23 protein-coding genes are annotated in these 25,996 nt (G+C 70.3%); 14 read left to right on the plus strand and 9 right to left on the minus strand.

What is annotated here, in order from left to right; all coding sequences use genetic code 11:
- Position 1 precedes the first annotated feature (1 nt).
- The 9 genes from IM778_RS13150 to IM778_RS13190 are packed head-to-tail and all read left to right on the plus strand — an operon-like array spanning position 2 to position 8,493.
- Positions 2-1,615, plus strand: coding sequence for an ABC transporter substrate-binding protein (locus tag IM778_RS13150; protein ID WP_194409303.1), 1,614 nt, complete (start codon positions 2-4; stop codon positions 1,613-1,615).
- A 1-nt stretch (position 1,616) separates the two neighbouring features.
- Positions 1,617-2,582 (plus strand): ABC transporter permease, encoded by a 966-nt coding sequence (locus IM778_RS13155; protein WP_194409304.1) that lies wholly within the window; start codon positions 1,617-1,619, stop codon positions 2,580-2,582.
- Entirely contained in the window at positions 2,579-3,463 is an 885-nt protein-coding gene (locus IM778_RS13160) for an ABC transporter permease (RefSeq protein ID WP_228484554.1), read from the plus strand. The genes IM778_RS13155 and IM778_RS13160 overlap by 4 nt, the downstream gene beginning before the upstream one ends.
- Entirely contained in the window at positions 3,460-4,434 is a 975-nt protein-coding gene (locus IM778_RS13165) for an ABC transporter ATP-binding protein (protein WP_194409305.1), read from the plus strand. The genes IM778_RS13160 and IM778_RS13165 overlap by 4 nt, the downstream gene beginning before the upstream one ends.
- Positions 4,431-5,210: an ATP-binding cassette domain-containing protein gene (locus IM778_RS13170; RefSeq protein ID WP_194409306.1), complete on the plus strand. Its 780-nt coding sequence runs from the start codon at positions 4,431-4,433 to the stop codon at positions 5,208-5,210. The genes IM778_RS13165 and IM778_RS13170 overlap by 4 nt, the downstream gene beginning before the upstream one ends.
- Positions 5,207-6,226, plus strand: a complete 1,020-nt coding sequence (locus IM778_RS13175) for a P1 family peptidase (protein WP_194409307.1) — start codon at positions 5,207-5,209, stop codon at positions 6,224-6,226. Before IM778_RS13170 ends, IM778_RS13175 begins: the two co-directional genes overlap by 4 nt.
- 4 nt (positions 6,227-6,230) lie before the next feature.
- The gene (locus tag IM778_RS13180) at positions 6,231-6,875 is read left to right on the plus strand and encodes an FMN-binding negative transcriptional regulator (RefSeq protein ID WP_194409308.1); all 645 of its coding nucleotides are present in this window, start codon (positions 6,231-6,233) and stop codon (positions 6,873-6,875) included.
- A complete protein-coding gene (locus IM778_RS13185; protein WP_194409309.1) occupies positions 6,872-7,945 on the plus strand; it encodes a C45 family autoproteolytic acyltransferase/hydrolase in 1,074 nt (357 codons plus the stop codon). Before IM778_RS13180 ends, IM778_RS13185 begins: the two co-directional genes overlap by 4 nt.
- Positions 7,942-8,493 (plus strand): hypothetical protein, encoded by a 552-nt coding sequence (locus IM778_RS13190; RefSeq protein ID WP_194409310.1) that lies wholly within the window; start codon positions 7,942-7,944, stop codon positions 8,491-8,493. Before IM778_RS13185 ends, IM778_RS13190 begins: the two co-directional genes overlap by 4 nt.
- Positions 8,494-8,604: 111 nt before the next feature.
- Here IM778_RS13190 and IM778_RS13195 read toward each other — a convergent pair whose 3' ends face one another.
- Positions 8,605-9,702: an ABC transporter permease gene (locus IM778_RS13195; RefSeq protein WP_194409311.1), complete on the minus strand. Its 1,098-nt coding sequence runs from the start codon at positions 9,700-9,702 to the stop codon at positions 8,605-8,607.
- Positions 9,699-10,700, minus strand: a complete 1,002-nt coding sequence (locus tag IM778_RS13200; protein ID WP_228484555.1) for an ABC transporter ATP-binding protein — start codon at positions 10,698-10,700, stop codon at positions 9,699-9,701. The genes IM778_RS13195 and IM778_RS13200 overlap by 4 nt, the downstream gene beginning before the upstream one ends.
- A 325-nt stretch (positions 10,701-11,025) precedes the next feature.
- Between IM778_RS13200 and IM778_RS13205 the strand changes: the two genes are divergently transcribed.
- Both IM778_RS13205 and IM778_RS13210 read left to right on the plus strand, forming a co-directional pair.
- Complete coding sequence (locus IM778_RS13205) at positions 11,026-11,808, plus strand: alpha/beta fold hydrolase (RefSeq protein ID WP_194409312.1); 783 nt, start codon at positions 11,026-11,028, stop codon at positions 11,806-11,808.
- 1 nt (position 11,809) lies between these two features.
- Positions 11,810-12,229 carry a VOC family protein gene (locus tag IM778_RS13210; RefSeq protein ID WP_194409313.1) on the plus strand — a complete coding sequence of 140 codons (420 nt, stop codon included), beginning with the start codon at positions 11,810-11,812 and terminating at the stop codon, positions 12,227-12,229.
- A gap of 15 nt (positions 12,230-12,244) precedes the next feature.
- Here the strand turns inward: IM778_RS13210 and IM778_RS13215 are convergent, their stop codons facing one another.
- Entirely contained in the window at positions 12,245-13,255 is a 1,011-nt protein-coding gene (locus IM778_RS13215; RefSeq protein ID WP_194409314.1) for a glycerophosphodiester phosphodiesterase family protein, read from the minus strand.
- A gap of 319 nt (positions 13,256-13,574) precedes the next feature.
- On the opposite strand from IM778_RS13215, the gene IM778_RS13220 reads away from it, so the two are divergent.
- From IM778_RS13220 to ligD, 3 genes are all read left to right on the plus strand, one after another.
- Positions 13,575-14,501 (plus strand): Bax inhibitor-1/YccA family protein, encoded by a 927-nt coding sequence (locus IM778_RS13220; RefSeq protein WP_194411886.1) that lies wholly within the window; start codon positions 13,575-13,577, stop codon positions 14,499-14,501.
- Between the two features lie 121 nt (positions 14,502-14,622).
- The gene (locus tag IM778_RS13225; protein WP_194409315.1) at positions 14,623-14,985 is read left to right on the plus strand and encodes a helix-turn-helix domain-containing protein; all 363 of its coding nucleotides are present in this window, start codon (positions 14,623-14,625) and stop codon (positions 14,983-14,985) included.
- 78 nt (positions 14,986-15,063) lie between these two features.
- The gene (ligD, locus tag IM778_RS13230) at positions 15,064-16,320 is read left to right on the plus strand and encodes a non-homologous end-joining DNA ligase (RefSeq protein WP_194409316.1); all 1,257 of its coding nucleotides are present in this window, start codon (positions 15,064-15,066) and stop codon (positions 16,318-16,320) included.
- 144 nt (positions 16,321-16,464) lie between these two features.
- Here ligD and IM778_RS13235 read toward each other — a convergent pair whose 3' ends face one another.
- The 6 genes from IM778_RS13235 to IM778_RS13260 form a co-directional block, all read right to left on the minus strand.
- On the minus strand, positions 16,465-17,052 hold the full coding sequence (locus IM778_RS13235; protein WP_194409317.1) for a ClpP family protease: 588 nt from the start codon (positions 17,050-17,052) through the stop codon (positions 16,465-16,467).
- Complete coding sequence (locus IM778_RS13240) at positions 17,049-17,687, minus strand: ClpP family protease (RefSeq protein ID WP_194409318.1); 639 nt, start codon at positions 17,685-17,687, stop codon at positions 17,049-17,051. Before IM778_RS13240 ends, IM778_RS13235 begins: the two co-directional genes overlap by 4 nt.
- 117 nt (positions 17,688-17,804) lie before the next feature.
- On the minus strand, positions 17,805-19,220 hold the full coding sequence (locus IM778_RS13245) for a glycosyltransferase (protein WP_194409319.1): 1,416 nt from the start codon (positions 19,218-19,220) through the stop codon (positions 17,805-17,807).
- 367 nt (positions 19,221-19,587) lie between these two features.
- Positions 19,588-21,171, minus strand: a complete 1,584-nt coding sequence (gene guaA / locus IM778_RS13250; protein ID WP_194409320.1) for a glutamine-hydrolyzing GMP synthase — start codon at positions 21,169-21,171, stop codon at positions 19,588-19,590.
- Complete coding sequence (locus IM778_RS13255; RefSeq protein ID WP_194409321.1) at positions 21,168-21,734, minus strand: DUF3817 domain-containing protein; 567 nt, start codon at positions 21,732-21,734, stop codon at positions 21,168-21,170. Before IM778_RS13255 ends, guaA begins: the two co-directional genes overlap by 4 nt.
- Positions 21,735-21,832: 98 nt before the next feature.
- Positions 21,833-25,996 carry a metallophosphoesterase gene (locus IM778_RS13260; protein ID WP_194409322.1) on the minus strand — a complete coding sequence of 1,388 codons (4,164 nt, stop codon included), beginning with the start codon at positions 25,994-25,996 and terminating at the stop codon, positions 21,833-21,835.

A 25,996-nucleotide genomic window follows, 5' to 3' on the forward strand; every position in this document is an offset into this window, starting at 1 on the left:
AATGCTCAGAGCAGCTCGAGCGGGAGCCGCGATCGTCGCGGTCGCCGCCCTCGCCCTCACCGGCTGTGCCGCGGGAGCGGACAGCTCCTCCCCACCCGTCTCGCAAGCGGAGGCGGCGCCCGGCTTCCTCGCGGTCGCCGACGAGTCGTTCGACTCGGGCGGTGAACTCGTCGTCCAGGTCGACTACGACACCGCCGAGGCGAGCGGACTCGACCCCCAGGGCGCCGCGACGGCCCGGTCGTGGATGATCGAGGGGCTCTCGTACGAGACCCTCACCACCATCGACGAGGACCTGGCCGTGGCGCCGAGCCTCGCGACATCGTGGGAGACGCCCAGCGACACCGAGTACGTCTTCACCCTGGCCGACGACGCCGTCTTCTCGAACGGCCGCGCGATGACCGCCGACGACGTGGTCGGCAGTCTGCAGCGGCTGCTCGACAACCCGACGACATGGACCGGCCAGCTCGGACCCGTCGCCTCGGTCGAGAAGACCGGCGACCTGGAGGTCACGGTGACCCTCTCGGAACCCTATGCGCCTTTCCTCGCCGCGCTGGCGAACACCCCGGCCGCCGTTCTCCCGATGGCAGAGATCGAGGCCGGCGAGGTGGACATCACCCAGCAGATGCTCGGCACCGGTCCCCTCGTGGCCACCGCGCATCGTCAGGACGAGGAGTGGACGTTCGAGCCGAACGAGCATCACCCCGATGCCGGCTCGCTGGGCTTCTCGTCGCTGCGCATCGACATCGTCGGCGACGAGGCGACGCGTGCCGCGGGCCTTCGCGACGGTTCGGCGGACTTCGCCGTGCTGAACTCGGCGGACTCGGCAGAGCTGCTCTCGAACGCGGCGGACGTGACGGTCGCCGGCCAGAAGAACACCGACTACCACTACCTCATGATCAACTCCGTCTCGGGCGATGAGGCACTGCAGGACGAAGCGGTTCGGTTCGCGATCAACTCGGCGATCGATCGCGATGCGATCAACGAGCTCGCCTTCGGCGGTTCGACCGGCGCGTCCGGCATCACTCCGGCGGGGCTCCCCGACAGCTGCGCGCCGGACGGACTCCCGTCCGCGACGTCGGATGCCGCCGACGCCAAGGCCGTCATCGACGAGATCGGCGGACTCGAGCTCGACCTGCTCGTGTACACCGACGAGCCCGTGCTCGCCCAGATCGCGCAGGTCATGCTGCAGAATCTGGCCGAGATCGGCGTCACCGTCTCGATCGAGCAGCTGGACTACGCCACCTACTCGGACCGTGTCTACGGCGATCCGTCCGACTTCGACCTCGCGCTGAGCTGGTTCGCCGGCTACGCCGACCCCGCGATGGTCACCACCTGGTGGAACCCGGGAGTCGCCGGATTCTCGTCGGTGTACATGAGCGGGTCCGACGAGCTGAACGAGCTCATCGCCGCCGGTTACACGACCGAGCCGGGAGACGAACGCGCCGGCGTGTTCAGCGAGCTCTGCGCACTCGCGGACGAACAGAGCGAGATGATCCCGCTGGTGCTGCGTCCGTCGACGATCGCCTGGAACACCGCGTCGGTGAGCCCCACCCTCACCACCGACGAGGGCTACGGCGACTTCCTCCGCCACATCACCGAGTTCCGCGCAGGCTGACATGCCGGTCGTCCTGTGGTCGCTCCGGCGGGTCGCCGCCGCACTCGTCACGCTCATCGGGGTGTCGGTGCTGATCTTCGCCTCCGTGCGCTTGATGCCGGGCGACTACACCGACCTCGTCCTGGGTCCGCTCGCCTCCGAGGAGCAGCGGGCCCGGGCCGTGGCCGCCTCGGGCCTGGACGCACCGATCGTCGAGCAGTACTTCCGCTGGCTGTTCGGTGTCTTCACCGGAGACCTGGGGTTCTCTTTCGTCTCGAACGTCTCGGTGTCGGACGAGTTCGCCGCACGGCTTCCCGTCACCGCGACGATCGCGATCGTGACGATCCTCGCGACGCTGCTGATCGGCATCCCCCTGGGATTCGCCTCGGCCCTGCGGTCCGAGGGATCGGCGGGAGCGGCCGGACGCCTCGTCAGTGCGCTGGGCATCAGCATCCCGGAGTTCCTCCTCGCCGGCGTGGTGGTCTTCGCCGTCTCGACGCTCGGGCTGGGCCTCTCGGTCGGCAGGCACGCGGCGTTCGCCGACGACCCCGGCAGGTTCGTCGGGTCGCTCGTGCTTCCCATCGCGGTGCTGTCGGTCGGTTGCGTCGCCGTCGTCGCACGGAACACACGGGATGCCGTCATGAACGTGCTGGTCGAACCGCATGTGCAGGCGGCGGTCGCCCGCGGCGAGACGCCGGGGTTCATCGTCCGTCACCACGTGCTGCGCAACGCCGCAGCGCCGATCCTCACCGTCGTCGGATCGCTGATCGCCGTGCTGCTGGGGGGAACGGTGATCGTCGAGTTCGTCTTCAACGTGCCGGGAATGGGCTCGTACCTGCAGACGGCGCTGGGCCGCCGCGACTACGCGATCATCCAGGCGGCCGTGATGCTGGCAGCAGCGGTCTTCATCATCACGAGCCTTCTCGTCGACCTCGTCGCCAACGCGCTCGATCCGCGATTGCGGCTGACCGGAAGGAGCCGTCGATGACCGTCGCACCCACCGCCACCTATCGCGTCCGCGTCGCCGGGACGGCGACCCGAGGCATCTGGCGCAACATGGACGGCCTTATGCGCCTGGCCGTCATCGTGCTCGCGGTCATCGTGCTGACAACCGTCGTCGCCACCCTCACCGGCCTGGCGGGCTCCACCAGTGCGACTGTGGGCGGCCGTTTCGAGGCCCCTTCCACCGTCGCTCCCCTCGGCACCGACAACCTGGGACGGTCGTTGCTCCCCCGCTTGTTCGAGGGCATCGCGACGACCCTCGTCGTGTCGCTCATCGCGGTCGCCTGCTCGGCGATCCTCAGCACGGCGCTCGGGATGCTCGCGGGCTACTACGGCGGCGGCGCCAGCGAAGTGGTCATGCGCGTCGTGGACGTCCTGTACGCCTTCCCGGCGCTGGTGCTCGCGATCCTCGTCTCGGCGCTCATCGGACCCGGGCGCCCGGCGGCGATCATCAGCATCATCGCCATCACGATCCCCCTGATGACGCGCGTCGTGCGCATCGCGACCCGTGCCGTGGCCGAACGCGACTTCGTCGTCTCGGCCCGCATCAGCGGCGTACGCACGCCGGTCATCTTCGTCCGACGCCTCCTGCCGAACATCGCGGGAACGGTCGCCGTGCAGGCGAGCTACGCACTGTCGGTCGCGATTCTGGTCGAGGGCGGGCTCAGCTTCCTCGGTTTCGGGGTGCAGGTGCCCGAGGCGTCCCTCGGCCTGCTCATCCAGCAGGGAATGCTCTACATGACCCTCGCTCCCCAGCTGCTGATCGTCCCCGGCGTCGTGCTCGTCGTGTCGATCCTGTGCATCAACATCATCGGAGACGGACTGCGCGACCGATTCGAGCCCCGAGAGACGAGGTCCCTCACATGACCGCCGTACGCATTCGCGACCTCGTCCTGGAGTTCACCGGCGCGAGAACGGTCCGGGCGCTCGACGGAGTCGATCTCGAGGTCGCCGACGGCGCTTCCCTCGCGATCGTGGGCGAGTCCGGCTCGGGCAAGTCGACGCTGGCGTCGGCGATCGGCAGGCTGCACCCGCGGTCGGCGCGCATCGTGAGCGGCACGCTGGAAGTCGGGGGCATCGACGTTCTCGCGCTCGACACCGGCGGTCTCCGCCGCTACCGGCGCGACACCCTCGCCTACATCGCGCAGGACCCGATCGGTTCGCTCGATCCCACGATGCGCATCGGCAGGCAACTCCAGCTCGTCCTGCGGGCGATGGGCGACGACACCTCCACGCCGAGGCAGATCGAGCTGCTGGACGCCATGCGGATCGCGAACCCCGAGCGCGTCATACGTCTGTTCCCCCACCAGGTCTCGGGCGGAATGGCCCAGCGCGTCGCCATCGCGATGGCGATGTGCCGCGCACCGAAGCTCCTCATCGCGGACGAGCCGACCGCCGCATTGGACAGCCACGTGCGCGAGGAGGTCGTGAGGCTGCTCTTCGAACAGGCCCGTGCCCAGGGGACGACCGTGCTGTGGCTCAGCCACGATCTGCCGGCCGTGGCCCGATGGTGCGACGAGGTCGCGGTGATGTACGCCGGCCGCGTGGTCGAACGGGGGCCGGCGCCGGCCGTGCTCGGTCAGCCCGTGCACCCGTACTCGCGCGCCTTGGCCGCGACGGATCCCTCCCGTGCTCGTCGCGGGGAACGGCTCGCGAGCATTCCCGGGGCGCCTCCGGTGCTGCACGGCGCCGCCGAAGGCTGCGCGTTCGCGCCCCGGTGCCCGGCACGGATCGATTCCTGCGCGACGACCCGGCCCGCGCCCGCGGCCGTACGCCACAGCCTGTGCATCCGCACGGAGGAACTGATGGCTTCGGACCGGCAGGAGGTGAGCGCATGAGCGGCTCGGCGTCAGTCCCGGGCACGGTGGTCGAACTCGACGACGTCTCGGTGATGTTCGCGTCGGGCATCGGCCGCGGCCGCCGCGAGGTGCGCGCGATGTCGAACGTGTCGTTCGCGGTCGCCCCCGGTGAGACGCTGGGCCTGGTGGGCGAGTCCGGTTCGGGCAAGTCGACCACGGGCGCGGTGGTGCTGGGACTTCAGCGGCCGGACTCGGGCGTGGTGCGTTTCCAGGGCGAGCCGCTGAACCGCAGCCTGCGGTCGCGGGCCGGCCGGATCCAGGCGGTGCTGCAGCATCCGCGGTGGGCCCTCGATCCGCGCTCGACCGTCGTGGAGTCGGTTCTCGAACCCCTGCTCGTGCACGAACGGCGATCCCCCGCGACCGAGGCCCGCGCGCTGGCGATGCTCGAAGACGTCGGGCTTCCCGCCGCGTTCGGCGATCGCCGGCCGCATCAGCTCTCCGGAGGCCAGCTCCAGCGCGTCAGCATCGCGCGGGCGTTGGTCACCCATCCCGCCTTCATCGTGTTCGACGAGGCCGTCAGCGCGCTCGACGTCTCGGTGCAGGCGCAGATCCTCAACCTCATCCAGGACCTGCAGCACGAGCATTCCTTCTCCGCACTCTTCATCTCTCACGACCTCGCCGCCGTGCGATACATCTCTCACCGGGTCGCGGTCATGCGCGCCGGCGAGATCGTCGAACTGGCACCGACCGAGGTCTTCTACGAACTGCCCAGCCACCCCTATTCGCGTCAACTGTTCCAGGAGCTCTCACCGTGACCGACACCCATCGCCTCGCCCCCGTCCTGCCCGCGGACCCCCGCCGCTCGAACGGAGACTTCGCGCTGGCACCTGTGCACGGCAGCGATCGCGGGCACGTGGAATACGACTTCCCCGGCGTCCTCATCGGGACCGCGGAGTACGCCGAAGGGCCGACCGGCGCGACCGTGCTGTGGCTGCCGGAGGGTGCCCGCACCTTCGTCGATCGCCGCGGCGGAGCCGTCGGCTCGAGCGGCCTCTACGGGTTCAACCACGCCATCTGCCTCGCCGGCGGCTCGGTCTACGGTCTGTCGGCGGTCGCCGGCGTCTCGGAGGCTCTCTTCGAGCGGGTCGGTCACCGCTCCGGCTTCGACCAGCTCCAGCTCGTGTCGGGCGCCATCATCTACGACTACTCGGTACGCGACAACTCCGTCTTCCCCGACGCCGCGCTCGGCAAAGCCGCGCTGTCGGCCGCACGACCCGGCGTCGTCGAGGTGGGCCGCGTGGGCGGCGGCGCGTCGGCTTCGTCGGGAAAGGTGGACGCCGCGCGCGTGGAGTTCACCGGACAGGGTGCCGCGTTCCGTCAGGTGGGTGACGTCAAGGTGCTCGTGGTGACGGTGCTCAATCCCTACGGGGTGATCCTCGACCGCGAAGGCCGGATCGTGCGCGGCAATTACGATGCGTCCAGCGGCGAGCGCCGGCATCCGGCTGTCGACTACGAGGCGGCGATCGGGGAGTCCCGTCTGGTCGACTCCATGGCCGGCAACACCACCATCACCGCCGTCGTGACGAACGTCCGGCTGAGCGATGCCGAGCTCAAGCAGTTCGGCCTGCAGGTGCACAGCTCGATGCATCGCGGCATCCAGCCCTTCCACACACCGCTCGACGGCGACACGCTCTTCGCGCTCACCACCGACGAGGTGTCGCTGCCGGAGGATCCCGCGACGACGAGGGGGCGACTGTCGCTGAACTCCACGGCGGTGGCCACTCTCGCCGGCGAGACCGCGTGGGACGCCATCCTCTGCGCGGCGGGCTGAGCGCGTGTACGAGTTCGAGAAGTACCGCGCGCCGTCTCTGCACGAGGTGCACGAGCTGGTGCGCAGCAATCCGTTCGCGCTCATCGTGTCCAACGCCGGAGGCGCCGAGGGAGCACCGACCGTCACCCATGCACCGGTCGTCATCGAGAGGATGCCGGAGCCTGGAGACTTCGTCGGCGCCGTGCTGCTCGGCCACATCGCCCGCAAGAACCCGCAGTGGCAGCAGCTGCGCGACGGCGACCCGGTGCTGCTGGTCTTCTCGGGGCCGCACGGCTACGTCTCGCCGACGACCTACGCCGACGACCCGAACGTGCCGACGTGGGACTACGCCGCGGTGCATCTGACGGCGCGCGTGACGGTGTTGGACGACCGGGTCGACGGGATGCACGTCGTCACCCGGACGGTGGAGGAGCTCGAGAACCTCGAGGCGACGCCGTGGGACATGACGACGTCGCTCCCGACGTTCGAGCGCATCGTCGGCGGCATCGTGTCGTTCCGCTTCGATGTGATCGAGCAGCGTGCCGTGTTCAAGGTCAGCCAGGACAAGCCGAAGGACGTCCGTGACAGGGTGGCGGCAGCGGCCAGAGCCCGCGGATGCCCCCACGGCGACGTCGCGGCGCTCGTCGAGCGCATCGGAGGAGACACATGATCGTGCACCGGTGGACGGCGCTGGGCGACGACCCCCTGGAGGAGGGTCGCAGATTCGGAGCCGCGTGGGCGCCGCAGCTGTCGGGAGCGCTCGCGTCCTACCTCGAGCTGTTTCAGCAGTCGGGGGTGACGAGCGCCGTGGCGACCGAGGTCGCCGAGGGCTGCCGTGACGCGACCGAGCAGCACGCTCCGGCCGTGGCCGCCGAGTTCCGTGGCATGGCCGAAGGCAGCGGACTGTCGGTGCAGGATGTGTACCTCCTGGCATCCCGCACCGAAGTGCTGGCGCGCATGACGCCGTCGATGGAGTGCTCGACGATCGTGCACATCCCTGCCGACGGCAGTGCACCCCGCACGCTGCAGACGTGGGACTGGCATGAGACGCTCTCGAACGAGACCGTGGTGCGGCGATTCCGTGCGCACTCCGGCGCGCGGGTCGCGACGTTCTGCGAGTTCGGCCAGCCGGCGAAGATCGGCGTCAACGACCGAGGGCTCGGCGTGCACTTCAACATCCTGCACCACCGCTCCGACGGATCCCGGGCCGGCGTGCCCGTGCACGTCGTCGCGCGGATGATCCTCGAGGACGCCCGCACCGTCGAGGAGGCCGTCTCGATCGCCGAGAGCGTGCCGCTCGCCGCGTCGAGCGTGTTCACGGTGGCGGCGTTCCACGACGGCGTCGCCCAGGCGGCGGCCATCGAGGTCTCTCCCGCGGGGGTCGCGGTCATCGAGGCGGAGCCCGGCCAGACGATCGCGCACACGAACCACTTCCTCGACCACGGTCTGGCCGCGGGCGAGTTCTCGCCGTACGAGACGACGAGCGTGCCGCGGTACGAGTGCCTCGTCGACGCTGCCGATCTGGCCCGGATTCCCGGTCACCGGGAGCGGGCGCTCGCGTTCGGCGCCCTCCGCGATGCTCCGATCTCCGTCCGCCCACGGCCCGACCAGCCGGCACACCTCCGCTGGGAGACCAAGCTCACCGTCGCGCTCGACGTGGCAGACGGTGCCGTGGAATTCGCCGTCGGCGCGCCGGCCGATACCGCCGACGCGGACTGGGTGCGCGTCGGCGCCGTGTGAGCGATCTGCTGCATGCGGGTGCCCTCGTGCCCGCGGTGCTGGGGACAGCGGTCCTGGTGCGAGAGCATCGCCTCCTCCCCACACCCGAGGTCGTCGCGTCGGTCCTGATGCTCGTCGCGATGGCCGACGCGATGCTGTGGCACATCGTGGCGCCGGTGTATTGGAGTGCGGCGCTCATCGCCGGCGCTCTCGGCCTCGTCGTGGGACGCCGCCGCGGTGAGATCGTGCGCGGTCGCTCCAGTGCCGCACCCGCCGCCCGCGCGCACGTCGCGCTCACCGCGCACGTCGCACTCGGTCTCGTGGTCATGGCCGCCCTCCTCGTGGCCGCCGGGAGCGCGGTGCCCGCAGCATCCGCCGTCGACAGCCACTGCCACCCGTGTCGAGGCGGCACCGAGGGAGTCCGCCTCATGGCGCTCGTCCTCAGCGCCGGCTACGTGCTCGTCACCGCGTGGTGCACGCGCTCGGCGCGGCACGAGTCCGGCGGACGCCTTCACTCCTGGATGATGGCCGTCTCCGCCGTCGCGATGGCCGCGATGACGCCGGCGTGACGGGCCTGGTCGCTCAGACGATCAGGCTTACGCCTGCGATCCGTCGCGAGGAACGCGGCCGCCCGCGCCGGATCCGGCGTGATCTTCTCGATGCGCCGCGGCCACAAGGACCTACGCGATCCGGGTCCCCTTCGGCAGCCGTCCCACAGGCGTCCGCGTCCGGGCCCACGCCCACCACAGCAGCCCGGCCGCCAACAGCGCCTGCAGCCCCATGCCGACGAACCAGCTCGGCGCCGTCTGCGCAATGACCTCTTCGGGGGTCGGTGACGGTTCGTACGGCATCGGCCCGCAGTCGTCCCAGCGCTGCTCGAGGTCAGGCGGCATCTGCGCCCACCGCACCCCGGCCTTGATCTGGCCGAACAGGTCGACCGGGTACCCGTGCCGATCGAAGGTCGTCGGCGTGGCATCGGCCAGGATCACGAACGGGTTCGCCGCCAGCAGCCACCACACCCGGTCGAACCGCGGCACCTCGTACGTCGACACCTGCCATTCGCCGCACGTGATCTCGACGTCGTCGTCGCACGGGTAGTCGCCCATCGGCTCCTCACCCGGCATGCACGGATACGTGTCGCCCGTGTACTGCTCGTAGTTGTAGCTGCGGTGGTGGTTCGTCGCCTCCGACCGCACCGTGTACCCGACGAGCGCGAATGCGATGAGCGTGCCGATCACGAGCGCCGCGACGACGAGATACGTCGTCGCCACCGAGAACAGCGGACGAGACAGGATGCCGCTCAGCGCGACTCCGATCGCCGCGATGATCCCCACCTCGAACACGAGGACCAGAAGCGAGACGCCGATGGTCGCGGGACTGCCGCCGCCCGCGAGCGTCGCGATGAGCAGGAACGGCACCGACACCGCGACGAACGCGAGCCCCGTCACCCACGCCGCGAGGAACTTGCCGAACAGGATCTCGGCGGTCGTCGCGAGGGTGACCTGCACCGGGGCGAGGGTCGCGGCATCCCGGTCTCCGTTGATGGCGTTTCCGCTCAGCGTCGGCGAGACGAGCACCACCAGGAGGAGGGTGATGTAGACGATGGTCGAGTAGATCGCGGCGCCCGGCTGCTCGGTGAAGCCCCACGCGAGGAACGACAGCGCCGTGACGATCACGAGCAGCAGCGCGAAGACGCCGAGCAGCACGTACCAGGCGATGCTGCGCGTGCGCTGCGTCAGCTCGAGGCTGATGATCGTGCCGAGTCGCTGACCGCTCACGAGGTCGCCTCGCTCTCGTCGGCGCCGTGATCTCTCGAGGCGGCGGCCTGCGGTGGCGTCCCCTCCCCCAGGTGCAGGAACGTCCGTTCGAGCGCGCCCTGCGCCGCGGCGAACTCGACGACGTCGACGCCCGCGGCGACGAGGCTGCGCAGCGCTGCGGCCGCGGCATCCTCGGATTCGAACGACACGACCACGTCGCGCCGGTCGGTGCTCAGCGCCTCGGGCGAGAGCGCCAGCGCCGACGCGACCCGTTCGACGGCGACGGATGCCTCGACCCCCGCGACTCGCACCCGCCACGGGCGCGTACGACGCGAGGCCGCCTCGACGCGCGCCGGGTCGACGGTCGATCCCGCCACCAGGAAGACGGCGTCGTCGACGACCTCCTCGAGCTCGGAGAGGATGTGGCTCGACACGAGGATCGTGCGTCCTTCGGCCGCGAGCCGCCGCAGCAGCACGCGCAGATCGATGCGCGCCTGCGGGTCGAGACCCGACGCCGGCTCGTCGAGCAGCAGCACGCGCGGGTCGTGCACGAGGGCGCGCGCGAGGCCGAGACGCTGCTTCTGACCCCGCGACAGCACGCGGGCCGGGGCATCGGCGAGCTCGGCGAGGCCCACCCGGTGCAGCAGCTCGTCGGCACGGACGGATGCCTCGGGCTTCGGCATCCCGTACAACCGCGCCGTGAAGACCAGCGTCTCGCGCGAGGTGAGCGTGCCCCACGCGCCGAGCGCGTCGGGCATCCAGCCGATGCGGGCACGCGCCTGCTGCGGCTCGGCCACCGGGTCGACGCCGTCGATGCGGATCGACCCGGCGTCCGGGGCGAGCAGCGACGCCAGCATGAGCAGCAGCGTCGTCTTGCCCGAGCCATTGGGGCCGACGAGGCCGGTGACGCGGCCGGCATGCGCCCGCAGCGTCACCTGGCGCACCGCCTGCACCTCTCCGAACGCGCGGCGCACGCCGTCGACGGCGATGCCCGCGGTGATCGTGGTGTCCGTGGTCACCCGACTCACCCTAGGGGGCACGGGTCCATGGGTTCCGCGGCGCGCCGGGCGCGGTGGTCGAGCCGGCACAAGCGGCGTTTCGTCTCGCTCCGCTCGCTCAACGACCGGGTGCTGCCTCACGACGTTTCGTGTCGCTCCGCTCGCTCAACGACCGGCAGACGCGACGGGCGAGCGGTTCGGTCGTTGAGCGAGCGAGGAACGAGCGAGACGAAACGCCAGCGCCTCCCCGCAGACCTCACCCCGTTTCGTCTCGCTGCGCTCGCTCAACGACCGCGGGGGCGCGAAGTCCTCTCGAGTGTCGGAGGAGCGTGGTTGCCTGGACGGCATGGACACCGCGACATCATCCGACGGCACGGCGATCGCCTACGAGGCACGCGGCGAAGGGCCGGTCGTCATCATCACAGGTGGCGCGCTGTCGGTCGCCGCCGATGCGGCGGGACTCGCCGGCGCTCTTGCCGACCGGGGATTCCGCGCCGTCACGTGGGACCGGCGTGCGCGCGGATCGAGCGGCGACGCCCGGGGTTCGACGCCGGATCGCGAGGTCGAGGACCTCGCGGCGGTCCTCGATGCCGTCGGCGGCGACGCCGCGGTGCTCGGGCATTCGTCGGGCGCGGTCCTGGCGCTGTACGCCGCGTCGCGCGGCGTGCCGGTGCGCGCCCTGTTCCTCTCGGAGCCGCCGCTGCGCTTCGGGGAGGACGAGCCCGCACCCGACCTCGCCGAACGCCTCCAGCGCCTCGTCGACGAGGGGCACCCCGACGAGGCGGTCGTGACGTTCCAGCTCGAGAACGTCGGGCTGCCGCGGGAGATGGTCGAGGGCATGCGAGCGAGCGATCAGTTCGCGGCGCTCGTCCCGCTGGCGCAGTCGACCGTCTACGACACGCGGCTCGTCGCCCAGGTGTCGACCCCCGACGAGCGGATGCTCGGCGTGCGCGTGCCGGTCACCGTCCTGCGCGGCGAGCAGACGTTCCCGTTGCTGATCGCCGCGGCCGACAGGCTGGCCGCCGAGATGGCCGGAGCCGAACTCGTCGTCGTGCCCGAGTCCGTCATGCACCGGCCCGATCCCGCGGCGACTGCGCGGGTCGTCGCCGAGCGGCTGGGAAAGAACTGACATGGAGATCCAGTTCGTCGCGGGCTTCGGCCCCATCAGCCGGGAGCCCGGGCCGGCGCTCGACTTCTGGTCGGGCGACCTCGGCATCGGGTTCCACGAGCTCGCCCCCGACTATCACCACGCCGACGACCTCGCCGGGACGAAGGCCTTCGCCATCTGGCCGCTCGCGCAGGCGGCCGAGTCGACGTTCGGAACGCCGGAGTGGCCGGCCGACCGCCCGGTGCCGCAGGCATGGATCGAGTTCGAGCTCGCCTCTCCCGATGCCGTCGCCGCGGGCGCCGAGGAGCTCCGCGGCCGCGGCCTCGAGATCCTCTCGGGGCCCAAGACCGAACCGTGGGGTCAGACGACGGCGCGCTTCCTCAGTCCCGAGGGCCTCCTGGTCGGCCTCTCGCACCTGCCGAGCTTCCACGACGAGGGCTGAGCCGCCGCGGGGACGTCAGGCGCGGAAGAACTCGACCCCCAGGTCGGGGTGATCGACGAAGACGCCGTCGACTCCGGCATCCCGGATCACCGCCCACTCGCCCGCCCAGTCGCCGAACGCGCCCGCTGCCCCACGGCTGCGGAACTGACCGATGAGGAACGTATTCTCGGGCCGGCATGTCCATGTGTAAACGCGCAGGCCACGCTCGTGGGCGTCGGCGACGAGCGACGATGGGCCGGTCAGGCGGCCGAGCTTGTCGGGCGCGAGGATCATCCGCTTGCTGACGCTGATGCCGTCGACCCGGCCGACCAGCGCGTCGAGCCCTGCCGGAGCCGCAGTCTGCCGGTACGTCAGCGCGGCCTTGCCGTGCGCCGAGAGCTGGTCGAACGGGCGGCCTGTCGCTTCGAGCAGATAGATGTAGGTCGCACGGATGCCTCGTTCCTGCAGCGCGTACAGCACGCTCGACTCGAACGACTCGATCGTGAGCGGCAGCGCGCCAGCCGCCCAGCCGGCGTCGCGCAGCTCGGCGTCGATCAGCTCGGCGATGTCCCACCCGAGCGTCGCGAAGTACGTCGCATGCTTCACCTCGAGGACGACGCCGATCTCGCGACCCCGCTCGAGCGATGCCTCGCGCGCCGCATCGAGCACGTCGCGCAGCCGCAGCACCGGCTGCTGGTCGTCGAAGCTCGCGCTCACCGGGCGGATGTCCGGCAGCCGTTCACGGCAGCGCAGGGTCGACAGCTCGTCCCACGTGAAGTCTTCGGTGAACCAGCCGGTCAGCTCGGCGCCGTCGATGGTCTTCGTCGTGCGGCGGTCTGCGAATTCGGGCCGGTCTGCGGCATCCGTCGTTCCCGAGATCTCGTTCTCGTGCCGCACCACCAGCACGCCGTCCTTCGACACGACGACGTCGGGCTCGACCGCGTCCACGCCCATCTCGAAGGCCAGGTCGTACGACGAGGCGGAATGCTCCGGACGATAGCCGGGCGCACCCCGATGCCCGATGACGAGCGGAGTCCGGCGCGGCACCGTCTCACCCTAACCTCCGCACGACCTCCCCCGGTCGAGCCCCGCGGTCGTTGAGCGAGCGACGGTCGTTGAGCGAGCGACGGTCGTTGAGCGAGCGCCGGTCGTTGAGCGAGCGCCGGTCGTTGAGCGAGCGAAGCGAGACGAAACGCAGAGACGAAACGCAGAGACGAAACGCAGAGACGAAACGCGACCGGGGGCGGCCGCGGCATCCGTTCATAGCCTCCTCACAGGGCCTGTCCGCCCTGCCATCGCGGCCATTCCGTTAGTGTGGTTGAACAGCACAGTGCTGGGACTTCCTTGACTTTGGAGTGTGAGAGCAGTGGCCCTCAACAACCCCGCGTTCAGCAACCCGGCCTTCCAGGACCCGAAGGCCGTTCAGACCTATCCCGGTGGCCGTCAGGCAGCCGGTCTGACCCCGCCTCCTGCGCCGACGCAGTTCTCCACGGCGCAGGGCGCAGCGACGGATGCCGCAGCCCAGGCTCACCTCGAAGGCATGTACGCCGCCCCCGCGGCCGGCGCCATCGAGACCGACCGCATGTCGATCGAAGACACGGTGTGGAAGACCGTCGGACTCTTCGCGATCCTCCTCGTCACCGCGGCCGTCGGCTGGGTGTGGACGATGGCCGGCGTCAGCGCGCAGAACCCGAACCCGTCGATCGCCCCGTGGATCATCGGCGCCCTCGGCGGCTTCGTCCTCGCGATGGTCGTCATCTTCACGTCGCGCAAGAAGGTGCGCCCCGCGCTGATCTTCGCGTACGCCGCGTTCGAGGGCCTCTTCGTGGGTGGCATCTCGGCTTTCTTCGAGTTCATCTGGCCGGGCATCGTCGTCCAGGCGACGCTCGCGACCTTCTCGGTCGTCGGCGTGACCCTCGCCCTGTTCGCGAGCGGCAAGATCCGCGCGTCGAAGAAGGCCACGAAGATCTTCCTGATCGCGATGGTCGGCTACCTCGTGTTCTCGCTGATCAACATCGGCATGATGATGTTCGGCGCACCCATCGCCGGCGGCCCGTTCGGCATGCTCAGCCAGACGGTCATGGGCATCCCGCTGGGCCTCATCATCGGCGTCCTCGTCGTGATCATGGCCGCGTACTCGCTGGTGCTCGACTTCGACCAGATCCAGCGGGGTGTGCGCAACGGCGCTCCCCGTCAGTTCGGCTGGGTCGGCGCCTTCGGAATCATGGTCACCGTCGTGTGGCTGTACGTCGAGATCCTCCGGATCCTCGCTATCTTGCGCGGCGACAACTGATCGCAGCAACCTCGTAAAGGGCCGCCCGGTTCGCCGGGCGGCCCTTTCGCGTGCCCGGCGTACGTTCTGCTCTGAGCGGAACGCGTGGGCCGAGGCATCCGTCGCGTCCTACCCTGATGCCATGGCCGAGCTGATCCCGCTGCCGTCGCGGCCCGCCCGTGAGCCCGAACCGCTGTGGCGCGATGCGCTCGGCGATGTGCTGCGCCGTCTGCGCCATGAGCGGGGCGAGCGCCTGACCGACACCGCGCGTCGCGCCGGCGTGTCGCCGCAGTACCTGTCGGAGGTCGAACGCGGCCTCAAGGAGCCCTCGAGCGAGATGATCGCCGCGATCGCCGGCGCGCTCGACGTCACCCTGATCGACCTCACCATCGCCGTTGCCGAGGATCTGCGTACCGTCACGGAGCTGACCTCGGTGTCGGCACCCCTGCCGATGCCCGCCGCGGCGCCGCGCGTCGAGACCGGGGTGTACGCGCTCGCCTCCTGAGCCGCCGCGCTCGGGTCCCGGGACTGCGGAGGCCGGGAGCCCTGGCCGATGTCACGCCCTGTCGCTAGCGTGGGCCGGGTGAGCCCGTCGAACTCCGAGGCCGAAATCCTCGTCATCGAGGGGAACGAGGTGCGCATCTCGAGCCCCGGCAAGGTCGTGTTCCCCGCACAGGGCCTGCGCAAGCTCGACATCGTGCGGTACTACCTGTCGGTCGCCGACGGCGCCCTGCGTGGCGCGGGCGGGCGGCCCATGGTGCTCAAGCGCTTCCCGAAGGGCATCGACGCCGAACCGTTCTTCCAGAAGCGCGTGCCCGAGAACCACCCCGACTACATCGACACCGCGACCCTGCAGTACGCGCGAGGCACGTCGGCCGAAGAGGCGGTGATCCGGGATGCCGCGGGCCTGGCGTGGGTGGTCAACCTCGGCTGCCTCGACCTCAACCCGCACCCGGTGCGCGCCGAAGACCTCGACCACCCTGACGAGCTGCGCATCGACCTCGATCCCATGCCCGGGGTGGACTGGACGCAGATCGTCGATGCCGCCTTCGTCGCGCGCGAGGTGCTCGACGACGTCGGGCTCGTGGGCTGGCCGAAGACCAGCGGGTCGCGCGGAATGCACATCCTGGTGCGCATCGCGCCGCTGTGGGACTACAAGCAGGTGCGGCTCGCGGCCGAGACGCTCGCGCGCGAGGTCGAGAACCGCGCCCCGGGCCTCGCGACGGCGCGGTGGTGGAAGGAGGAGCGCGGCGAGAGCGTGTTCGTCGACTTCAACCAGAACGCGAAGGACCGCACGGTGGCCTCCGCGTACTCGATCCGGCCGCTCCCCGACGCGCGAGTGTCGACACCGCTCGACTGGGACGAGGTGCGGGACCGCCGCCCGGAGGAGTTCACGGTGCTCACGGTCCCGCAGCGGTATGCCGACGTGGGCGACCCGCACGGCGGCATCGACGACACCGTCGGCACGCTCGACGGACTCCTGCGCCTCGCCGAGGAGCTCGGACCGGCCGAGAAGCCGCCGCGCGCCGGCGGCGCCGACGGGCGCCGGCAGTCGACGATGCCGCTCATCGAGGTGGCCCGCACCAAGACCAAGCCCGAAGCCCTCGAGGCTCTCGACGAGTGGAGGGCGCGGCATCCGTCGATCGCCGCACAGCTGCATCCTGCCGACGTGCTCGTCGACGGGATGCGCGGGTCGAGCTCGCTCTGGTACCGCGTACGCGTGAATCTGCAGCACGTGCCCGAGCCCGAGCGCCCGTCGCAGGAAGAGCTCATCGCCGACTACGACCCCTGGGCCGGAAAGACCTGGCCCGGTGGCCCGGGCGCTGGCCCCGGTCGTTGAGCGGCGAGCGTGGCGAGTCGTAACGCCTCGAGGTGCGCGTGACGCTCGAGGCGTTTCGTCTCGGTCGCTGGCGCTCCCTCGCTCAACGACCGCGGGGGGTCAGGGCGTTTCGTCTCGCTTCGCTCGCTCAACGACCGCGGGGGGTCAGACGCGGTCGAGGACGCGGTCGGCGAGGCCGTACGACACGGCATCCGCGGCGGTGAAGACGCGGTCGCGGTCGGTGTCGGCGCGGAGCTTCGCGGGCTCCTGGCCGGTGTGCCGCGCGAGGATCTGCTCCACCTCGCCGCGCACGCGCACCAGCTCGTCGGCCTGCAGGATCAGGTCGGGGATCGCGCCTCTCCCCTGTCCCGCCGGCTGATGCAGCACCACGCGCGCATGCGGCAGCACGGCACGCTTGCCCGCCGCGCCCGCGGCGAGCATCACGGCGCCGACGCCGATGGCCTGACCGACCACCGTCGTCGCGACATCCGGCCGCACGTGCTGCATGGTGTCGTACACCGCGAGCATCGCGGAGGGGTCGCCGCCCTCGCAGTTGATGTACAGCTGGATGTCGCGGTCCTGGCTCTCGGCATCCAGGTGCAGCAGCTGCGCGATGAGCGCGTTCGCGACCCCCGCGTCGATGCCCGTGCCGAGATACACCACGCGTTCGGCGAGCAGGTGCGAGTAGACGTCCATGATGCGGTCGCCGCGCGGATGCTGCGCCACGACGCTCGGGATCGTGTACGAGCTCATGCCGCCACCTCGTTCGTCCGCTCGGGCGGAACGCCGAGGCCCGCCGGACGCCGCCGACGCGGCACGATCTGCGCGAAGTCGTCGACGATGCCGTCGATGAACCCGTACTCGAGCGCCTGGGCCGCCGTGTACCAGCGGTCGTGCAGCGAGTCCTCGAAGATGCGGTCGATGCTCTGCCCGGTGTCTTCCGCGACGAGCGCGAGCACGGTGTCTCGCGTGTACCGCAGGTCGTCGGCCTGCACTTCGACGTCGACCGTCGACCCGCCGATGCCCGACGAACCCTGGTGCATGAGGATCCTCGCGTGCGGCAGCGCGCGCCGTTTGCCCTTCGTGCCCGCCGACAGCAGGAACTGGCCGGCGCTGCATGCGAGCCCGAGCGCGAGGGTCGCGACGTCGTTCGGGATGAGCCGCATGATGTCGCGGATCGCGAGCATCGACGGCACCGATCCGCCCGGAGAGTGGATCCAGAGGGCGATGTCGGATGCCTCGTCCTCGGCCGCGAGCGCGAGCAGCTGCGTCGCGATCAGCGTGCCGTTGTCGTCGTCGAGCGGACCGTCGAGCACGAGCACGCGCTGGTGGAGCAGCTCGCGCCGTGCCTCGGCCCCGAACTGCGGGATCTTGCCTTCTTCTGCCATGCCCCCAGCCTGAACGGATGCCGCGGCCGAGGCATCCGTATCCGCCTGCGGCGGCTCCGCCCAGGGCGGATCGCGTTGTACCCGGGTCGTTGAGCCGGACCGCCGCGTGAGGCGGAGTCAGCGGGCGCGGCGCGGCGGGCCCTCGACTGCCGCCCGCAGCGCCGCGACGAACGCCGGCTGCACGGACTCGGGCGTGAACGCCGCGGCCGCACGCCGAGCGCGCGACGCCAGTTCGGCCCGGCGCGAGTCGTCCTGAAGCAGTTCGGTCACCGCTGCCGCGAGGGCGTCGACGTCGGCCGGAGGCACCAGCACGCCGGCGTCGTCGATCGCCTCGCGCGGGCCGTAGCGCGCATCGGTCGACACGACGGGGAGTCCGCGCGCGAGCGCCTCGGCGATCGAGAGGCCCTGCCCCTCGAACGCCGTCGACGTGAGGAACAGCGCGGCACGGTCGAACACCGCGTCGGGGTCGTCGGTCGCACCCCGCAGTCGCACGGATGCCTCGACCCCGAGCCGGTCGATCAGCTGCTGCAGCTCGTCGAGAAGCGGACCGTCGCCGTAGATCTCGAGGTGCGCGCCGGGCACCGCCTCGACGACCCGCGGCCACGCGCGGATCGCGAGGTCGACGCGCTTCTGCGGTGCGAGGCGGTTGAGCATCACGACGCGCTGAGGGTCTCGGGCCGCGACCGGCTCGGGTCCGAGCTCGATCGTGTTCGGCACGACGTGGAACGTGCCCGGGTCGCCGAACCGTGCGGCCACGTCGTCGCGCTGCGCGGCCGTCGGCCAGACGACCGCGTCGTACCGGTCGAGCGTGCGCAGCCACCGCTTCCACAGGCCGGTCACCGGCGCCGACGGGTCGTCGTACGGCTCGGGCAGGTGCGAGTTGTGCACGGTGTGCACGAGCCGCACGCGCGGGTCGTCCCAGTCCACCAGCGCCTCGCCGATCTGCCTCGACTCGCAGATCACCACGAACAGGCGGTCGGGGTCGCCCGCGGCGACGCGGCGCTCCTGCGCGAGGCGGGAGAGCCACGCGAGGTACAGTCCGCGGAACCCGCGCACCACCCGGTCACCGCCGGGCGCATGCACCACGACCGCCGCGTCGCGCAGGTGCCACTCGGGATCGTTCTCGAAGACCGGAAGCGACACGACCACCCGGCCTTCGGCATCCTGAACCGTCCGGTACTCGATGCCGGGCGTACGCTCGCCCGGCTCCCCGACCTCGTGCAGCCAGGCCCCGCCCGCCTGCAGCTCGTCGAACAGGTTGCGCAGGCGGTCGGCCGAAGGCACATGGCCCCCGTCGACGAACGCCTGGCGCTGCGCGGCGTGGGCCTCGGGCGCCTGCCCGTCGACGCTCAGCATGAGCGGATCACGAGCACCGGATGCCTCGAGCAGCCGCAGCCGCGCCGGCACCGCGACGGCGAACCCGCCGTCGAGCCCGAGCGCGACCCGGCTGCCCAGCAGCACGTAGTCCGCCGCGGGAAGTGTTCGTTCGCCGGCCGCTGTGGTGCTGTCTGCCTGGTCTGCGCGATCGGTCACGTGTCCATCCTGCCGTAGCCGGCGGCGCGTCATCGGCCGGCCCGACCGAACCACCTGTCTCTATACAGAACAAACAACGCTGGCGATTCCTCTTCTCGAAATCACCAACATTGTGGATTTCTCCGCCTCGAATCAACAGAAATGAGACGGGTACTGTTGATTTTCTTTCGACGCTGGTGATTGGTGATCGGTGATTGGTGATTCAGCGCGAACGTCGCCTGGCGAACTGCTGACGATCAAGGATGCCGCCGAACTCGTCGGACTGGGTCCGGCTCATGATCGACCGCGTGGAGGGCCCTCGGGACTGACGCCGGCCCCATGAGACGACGGATGCCGCGGACCTCGGTCCGCGGCATCCGTCACGTCGTCACTCCCACTCGATGGTGCCCGGGGGCTTCGAGGTCACGTCGAGCACGACGCGGTTGACCTCGCGCACCTCGTTGGTGATGCGGTTCGAGATCTTCGACAGCACGTCGTAGGGCAGGCGGGTCCAGTCGGCGGTCATCGCGTCTTCGGACGACACCGGCCGCAGCACGATCGGGTGCCCGTAGGTGCGGCCGTCGCCCTGCACGCCCACCGAGCGGACATCCGCCAGCAGCACGACCGGGCACTGCCAGATCTCGTTGTCCAGGCCCGCGCGCGTCAGCTCTTCCCGCGCGATCGCGTCGGCATCACGCAGAATCTCGAGGCGGTCAGCGGTGACCTCACCCACGATCCGGATGCCGAGGCCGGGGCCCGGAAACGGCTGCCGGCCGACGATCGCCTCCGGGAGGCCGAGCTCACGGCCGATCGCGCGGACCTCGTCCTTGAAGAGGGTGCGCAGGGGCTCGACGAGCTCGAACTGCAGGTCTTCGGGGAGTCCGCCGACGTTGTGGTGGCTCTTGATGTTCGCGGTGCCGGTGCCGCCGCCGGACTCGACGACGTCGGGGTACAGCGTGCCCTGCACGAGGAACCGGATCGGCTCGCCCTCGGCCGCCGCCTCGGCGACGAGGTCGGCCTGCACCTGCTCGAACGCGCGGATGAACTCGCGGCCGATGATCTTGCGCTTCTGCTCGGGGTCGCTGACACCGGCGAGTGCGGTCAGGAACTGCTCGCGGGCATCGACCGTCACCAGGCGCACGCCGGTCGAGGCGACGTAGTCCTGCTCGACCTGCTCGCGCTCGCCCTTGCGCAGCAGCCCGTGGTCGACGAAGACCGCGACGAGCTGGTCGCCGACCGCCTCGTGCACGAGCGCCGTCGAGACCGCGGAGTCGACGCCGCCCGACAGCGCCGAGAGCACCCGGCCCGATCCGACCTGGGCGCGGATCTTCTCGATCTGCTCGGCGATGACGTTGCCGCTGTTCCAGTCGGCCGGGAGTCCTGCGGCCTTGTGGAGGAAGTTCTCGATGACCTTCTGCCCGTGGTCGGTGTGCTTGACCTCGGGATGCCACTGCACGCCGTACAGGCGGCGCTCGTCGCTCCCGAACGCGGCGACCGGCGTGGCCGACGTCGACGCCAGGACCTCGAAGCCCTCCGGGGCGCGAGCGACCTGGTCGCCGTGGCTCATCCACACGTTCTGCTCGGCCGGCTGCCCGCCCAGCAGCACGCCGCCGTCACCCGTGACCGCGGCATCCGTCGCCCCGTACTCGCGCAGACCCGTGTGCGCGACCTCGCCACCCAGCTGCTGGGCCATCACCTGGAAGCCGTAGCAGATGCCGAGCGTCGGCACCCCGAGCTCGAGCACCCCGGCGTCGAGCGCGGGCGCGCCCTCTTCGTACACCGACGACGGCCCGCCCGAGAGGATGATGCCGACCGGGTTCCTGGCGGCGATGTCGGCTGCCGACGCGGTGTGCGGCACGATCTCGCTGTACACGCCCGCTTCGCGCACGCGCCGCGCGATCAGCTGCGCGTACTGCGCGCCGAAGTCGACGACGAGGACGGGGCGCTGCGAGGTCTCGGTCTGCTGGGTCAACGCTGATTCTCCGTCGGGATCGTGGTGGCAGGGGTCGGAGCCGCCTCGGTCTCGGCCGAATGCTCGGCCGGGGCGTGCAGCTGTGCGCTCTCGCGGCGGGCCAGGTAGTCCTTCACCTCACGGGCGACGCGAGCCTCCATGAAGAACGACAGGAACGGCACGATGCCGCCGAGCGCGAGCATGACGAACCGGCCGAACGGCCAGCGCATGAGGCTCCACACGCGGAAGCACGAGAACAGGTACACGACGTAGAACCAGCCGTGCGCCACGAGGATGAACAGCGAGATGTTGAAGCCGTCGCCGACCGAGACCATCTCGCAGTCGTTCGTCATCGGGAGGAACAGCGACCACCACTGGCAGTCGGCGCCGGCGATGACGGGGGCGAACCACAGTGCTCCGCCCGATCCGCCGGCGAACAGCTCGACGTGGATCGGCGTGTACTTCAGGATCATCTCGGCGAGCAGCAGGAGCAGCATGGTGCCCGTGATGATCGAGCAGACCTGGTAGAACCTCAGGGCTCCGCGGATCGCTGGAAACGAAGCGAGCTTGGGTTCGCGGGGCATGGCGTCCAGTCTACCCGCGGGATTCCGCGGCGCCGGACGGCAGGAGCGCGAACGACCGCCCCCTCCGCGGCGGGAGGGGGCGGTCGTTCAGGCCCCGGTCACTCCGCCGCGGGCAGCGTGATCCGGATCACTCCCGACGGGTGGCGTTCGCGCGCCGAGACGAACAGCAGGTCGCGTTCGGGGTCGATCGACACTCCGTAGACCTTGTTGCCGTACTGGTGCGCCGACAGCCGCTGGACGAGTGCCAGGTCGGCCGTGGAGTACACGGTGACACCCGACTGCTCGAACAGGTCGGTCTGGTTGCCGACGACCACGAGGCCCGACTCGCCGTCCACCGCGATCGAGCGGTAGTCGGCGGCATCGACCGCGAGGCGCTGCACCAGCTCGTAGTCCGCGCCGCGATAGACCCGGATCCCCTCGGTCGAGCCGGCGGCGTCGCTGTTGCTGACGTACAGCAGGTCGCCGATCGGGTCGTACGCGACGCCGTGCGTGCGCCACGCACCGCCGTCCGCGGGGCCCGCGACGGTCTGCACGAGCTCGCCGGTCTCGGCATCGGCGACGTCGAAGCCGCCGCCGCGGGTGCCGCCGAAGACGAGGCCGCGCCCCAGATCGACATCCATGCCGCGCACGCCGCCGGTGAAGGCGAACGGGCCGCGCACGAGCGCGCCGGTGTCGGCGTCCATGACGAGCCAGTTGCTGCCGTACGCCGCGTAGAGCAGGCCGTTCCCGGCGTCGTACGTCAGGTCACGCAGGCCGTCCTCGACCGGGTTGGCGGTGGGCACGCTCAGCGTGCGCACCACCGAGTCCGCCGCGGGGTCGACCACGTGGATGCGCGCAGGACGCATCTCGTCGGCGACGTACAGCAGGCCCGTCTCGGGGTCCACGGCGCTGCCGACAGGACGGATCTCGTCGGCACCCTCCGGCGTCGCGGTCGGGATGGCCGCCAACGCGGTGGCCACCCACGGCTCGACGGGGTCGGTCGGGTCCGTCGGATCGGTCGGATCGGTGGGGTCGGTCGGGTCCGTCGGGTCCGTCGGATCGGTGGGGTCGGTCGGGTCCGTCGGATCGGTGATGCGGATGCTGACGGTCACCGCCTTCTGCTCGAGCTCCTCTCCGGGAGGATTCAGGCGGAAGTCGCGGTTCGCGACGAACACGCGCTGCTGCCCCTCGTCGACCGCGATGCCGTAACCGTCCTTGCCGTACTCCGGCCCCACCATGTCGACGTGCTCGGCACCCGACGCGAGGTCGTGCACCGAGAACCCGCCGGAGGCTGCGGTGGTGCCGGTGTAGCCGACGTACAGCAGCCCCCGTTCGCTGTCGATGTCGACCTGACGGGCGCCGGGGCGCACCGCCTTCTCCCACGTCTTCGAGAAGTCGTCGGTCGCGTCGAACGCCTGCAGCCCGAGGGCACCCTCGACGCTGTAGAACTTCGTCGTGACGAGCATCCCGGTCGCCGGATCGGCGGCGACGTAGTACGCGTCGGCGGTGCCGTTGACCACGCCGAGCGACTGGCCCGTCGAGGCACGGAACACCTCCACCCCACGCGCCGGGACGGCGACGTAGACGAAGTCGTTCACGGGGTCGACGTCGATGGACCGCTGCGACTCGATGATCGCGTACGGCCCGCGCACGACCTCACCGAAATCCGCGTCGGCGATCGAGACGACCACCCAGTTGCGGTTCTGCTGGCCGACATAGAGCAGCTCGCGCTCCTCGTCCACACCGAGATCACGGATGTTCTCGGGCAGCGTCATCGTCCGCAGCACCTCATCGGTGTCGGGATCGATCTCGAAGATCGTCCTGCCGTTCTGGTCGCCCAGGTACAGCACGTCGCGCGCCTGGTGGTACGCGACGCCCGCCGGCAGGCCGGCGTTCGAGCGGTTGACCGAGCCCAGGTGCGAGAGGTGCTGGTAGGCGAACGATGCCGCGGGCGGCTCATCCGACTCCACGCGCGTGCTCTCGGTGACCGCGTAGGGAACGAGCTCCTCGCCGGGAGGGTTCAAGCGGAAGTCCCGGTTCGTGACGAACACCCGCTCGCGCTCCTCGTCGACGGCGATGCCGTAGCCGTCCTTGCCGTACTCCGGTCCGACCTTGTCGACCAGCAGCGTGCCGGTCGACACTGCGTGCACCGAGAAGCCGCCGGACGTGGCACCCGTACCCGTGTAGCCGATGTAGACCAGACCCCGTTCGCTATCGACATCCAGCTGCCGGGCGCCGGGGCGCACCGCCTTCTCCCACATCTTCGAGAAGTCGTCGGTCACATCGAACGCCTGGATGCCGGGGTGTCCCTCGACATCGGTGAACGAGGTCGTGACGACCGTGCCGGACTCCGGGTCGGCGGCGACGTAGTACGCGTCGGCGGTGCCGTTGACCACGCCGAGCGACTGGCCCGTCGAGGCACGGAACACCTCCACCCCACGCGCCGGGACGGCGACGTAGACGTAGTCGTTCACCGGGTCGACGTCGATCGAGCGGTTGGACTCGATCACCGGGTACGAGCCCCGGACGACCTCGCCGAACGTGTCATCGGCCGTCGAGACGACGATCCAGTTGCGGTTCTGCTGGCCGACATAGAGCAGCTCGCGCTCCTCGTCCACACCGAGATCACGGATGTTCTCGGGCAGCGTCATCGTCCGCAGCACCTCATCGGTGTCGGGATCGATCTCGAAGATCGTCCTGCCGTTCTGGTCGCCCAGGTACAGCACGTCACGCGCCTGGTGGTACGCGACGCCCGCCGGAAGCGATGCGCGGTGCGGGGCGCCCGTGGAGCTGTTCGGCATCACGGCGTCCAGCAGTGCGGTCTGCTCGTAGTCGAACTCACCTGCCGGCTCTTCGGGATCCGTCGGGTCACCGGGGCCGGGATCGGGGTTGGGCTCGCAGCCGAGGCACGGAGACGGCGTCCCGGGATCGATCTCCTGGGGTTCGACGCCGTCCACGACGAGCTTGGAGTCGCCGTTCTTGGTGATGGTGAAGCCGTCGAAGAACGCGCCATCGGCGGTGCGGGCCTCGAATCGGAGCGTTCCACCGTTCACGTCCACGACCTGATACGTCTGCAGGCCGGTCGCCAGCCGGCGCAGATGCCCCTCGTTCTCGTTCCAGTGCCGTGGCCCCGCATCGTAGAACTTCGAACCGACGCTGGACGACACGTAGACCGGACCCGTCGAGCTGAGCTCGGGATCCGCGCCCGCGGGCAGGTTCTGCTCGTTGGCCAGGAGGTTGCCGCGCCCGTAGGCGTGGTCGTGTCCCGTCAGCACGAGATCGACGTTGTGCTCTTCGAGGATCGGCCCCCACGACTGACGGATGCCGAGGTTGTTACGGCCTTCGTCGAGCGAGTACACCGGGTGGTGGAAGTAGACGACCGTCCACGGCTGGTCGTTCTCGGTGAGCACCTCGTCGAGCCACTCCGCCTGCACCCGCAGGCCCTCGGTGTGCGCGATGTTGCTGTTGAGCGAGACGAAACGCACGCCCTGGTGGTCGGTGTAGTACACCGTGCCCTCGAGCTCGTCGTAGACATCGCCCTCACCCTGCGGCCCGTTGCCGGGGAAGGTGTACAGGTCGCGCCACTGCTGCGAGAGCCTGCCGTCGTACTCGTGGTTGCCCGGCGTCGTCAGCAGGGTCTGCGTTCCCAGCGTGTACGAGAACGCCTCGTACAGCTCGCCCCACTGCTCGTCGGACTCGGCGTCGTTCACGAGGTCGCCGATCTGCAGAACGAGATCTGCGTTCGGCCGGTCGCGGAAGGCGTTGCGGATGACGCGGGAGGCGTCGCCCAGGATCCCGTTCTGGATGTCGCCGAGGTAGACGAACGAGAAGCGGTCGGCCCCTGCGGAGGCGGTCTCGAAGTCCTGCCACTCGCTGAAGTTCGTGCCGTCGCCGACGCGATACATGTAGGCGACTCCGGGCTGGAGCCCGGTCAGCGTCGCCGTGTGCACGACGTTCGTGTAGCCGAGATCGGTCACCTGCTCGGCGCGCTCCTGGGCGGTCAGCCTCTGCACACCGCCCGGATACGGCTCCGGGGTCAGTGTGCGGTACTCGACGATGCCTTCGACGACCTCTGGAGCCGTCCGCCACGCCACGACCTGCTGGGTCGTGGGATCCGAGCCCGGGGTGAGCGTGATGCGATCCGGCACGCGGGACGCCGCATAGCGCTCCGCCGGCGGGACGGATGCCGCCTGCGCGGGCGTCGCGACGAGCGCTCCCGCAGCGACTACTCCCAGGATGATGCTGCCTGCGATCAGGCGCCGGGATGCACGAAGAGTTGCCAT

This window comes from Microbacterium cremeum, from assembly GCF_015277855.1.
Taxonomy (GTDB): domain Bacteria; phylum Actinomycetota; class Actinomycetes; order Actinomycetales; family Microbacteriaceae; genus Microbacterium; species Microbacterium cremeum.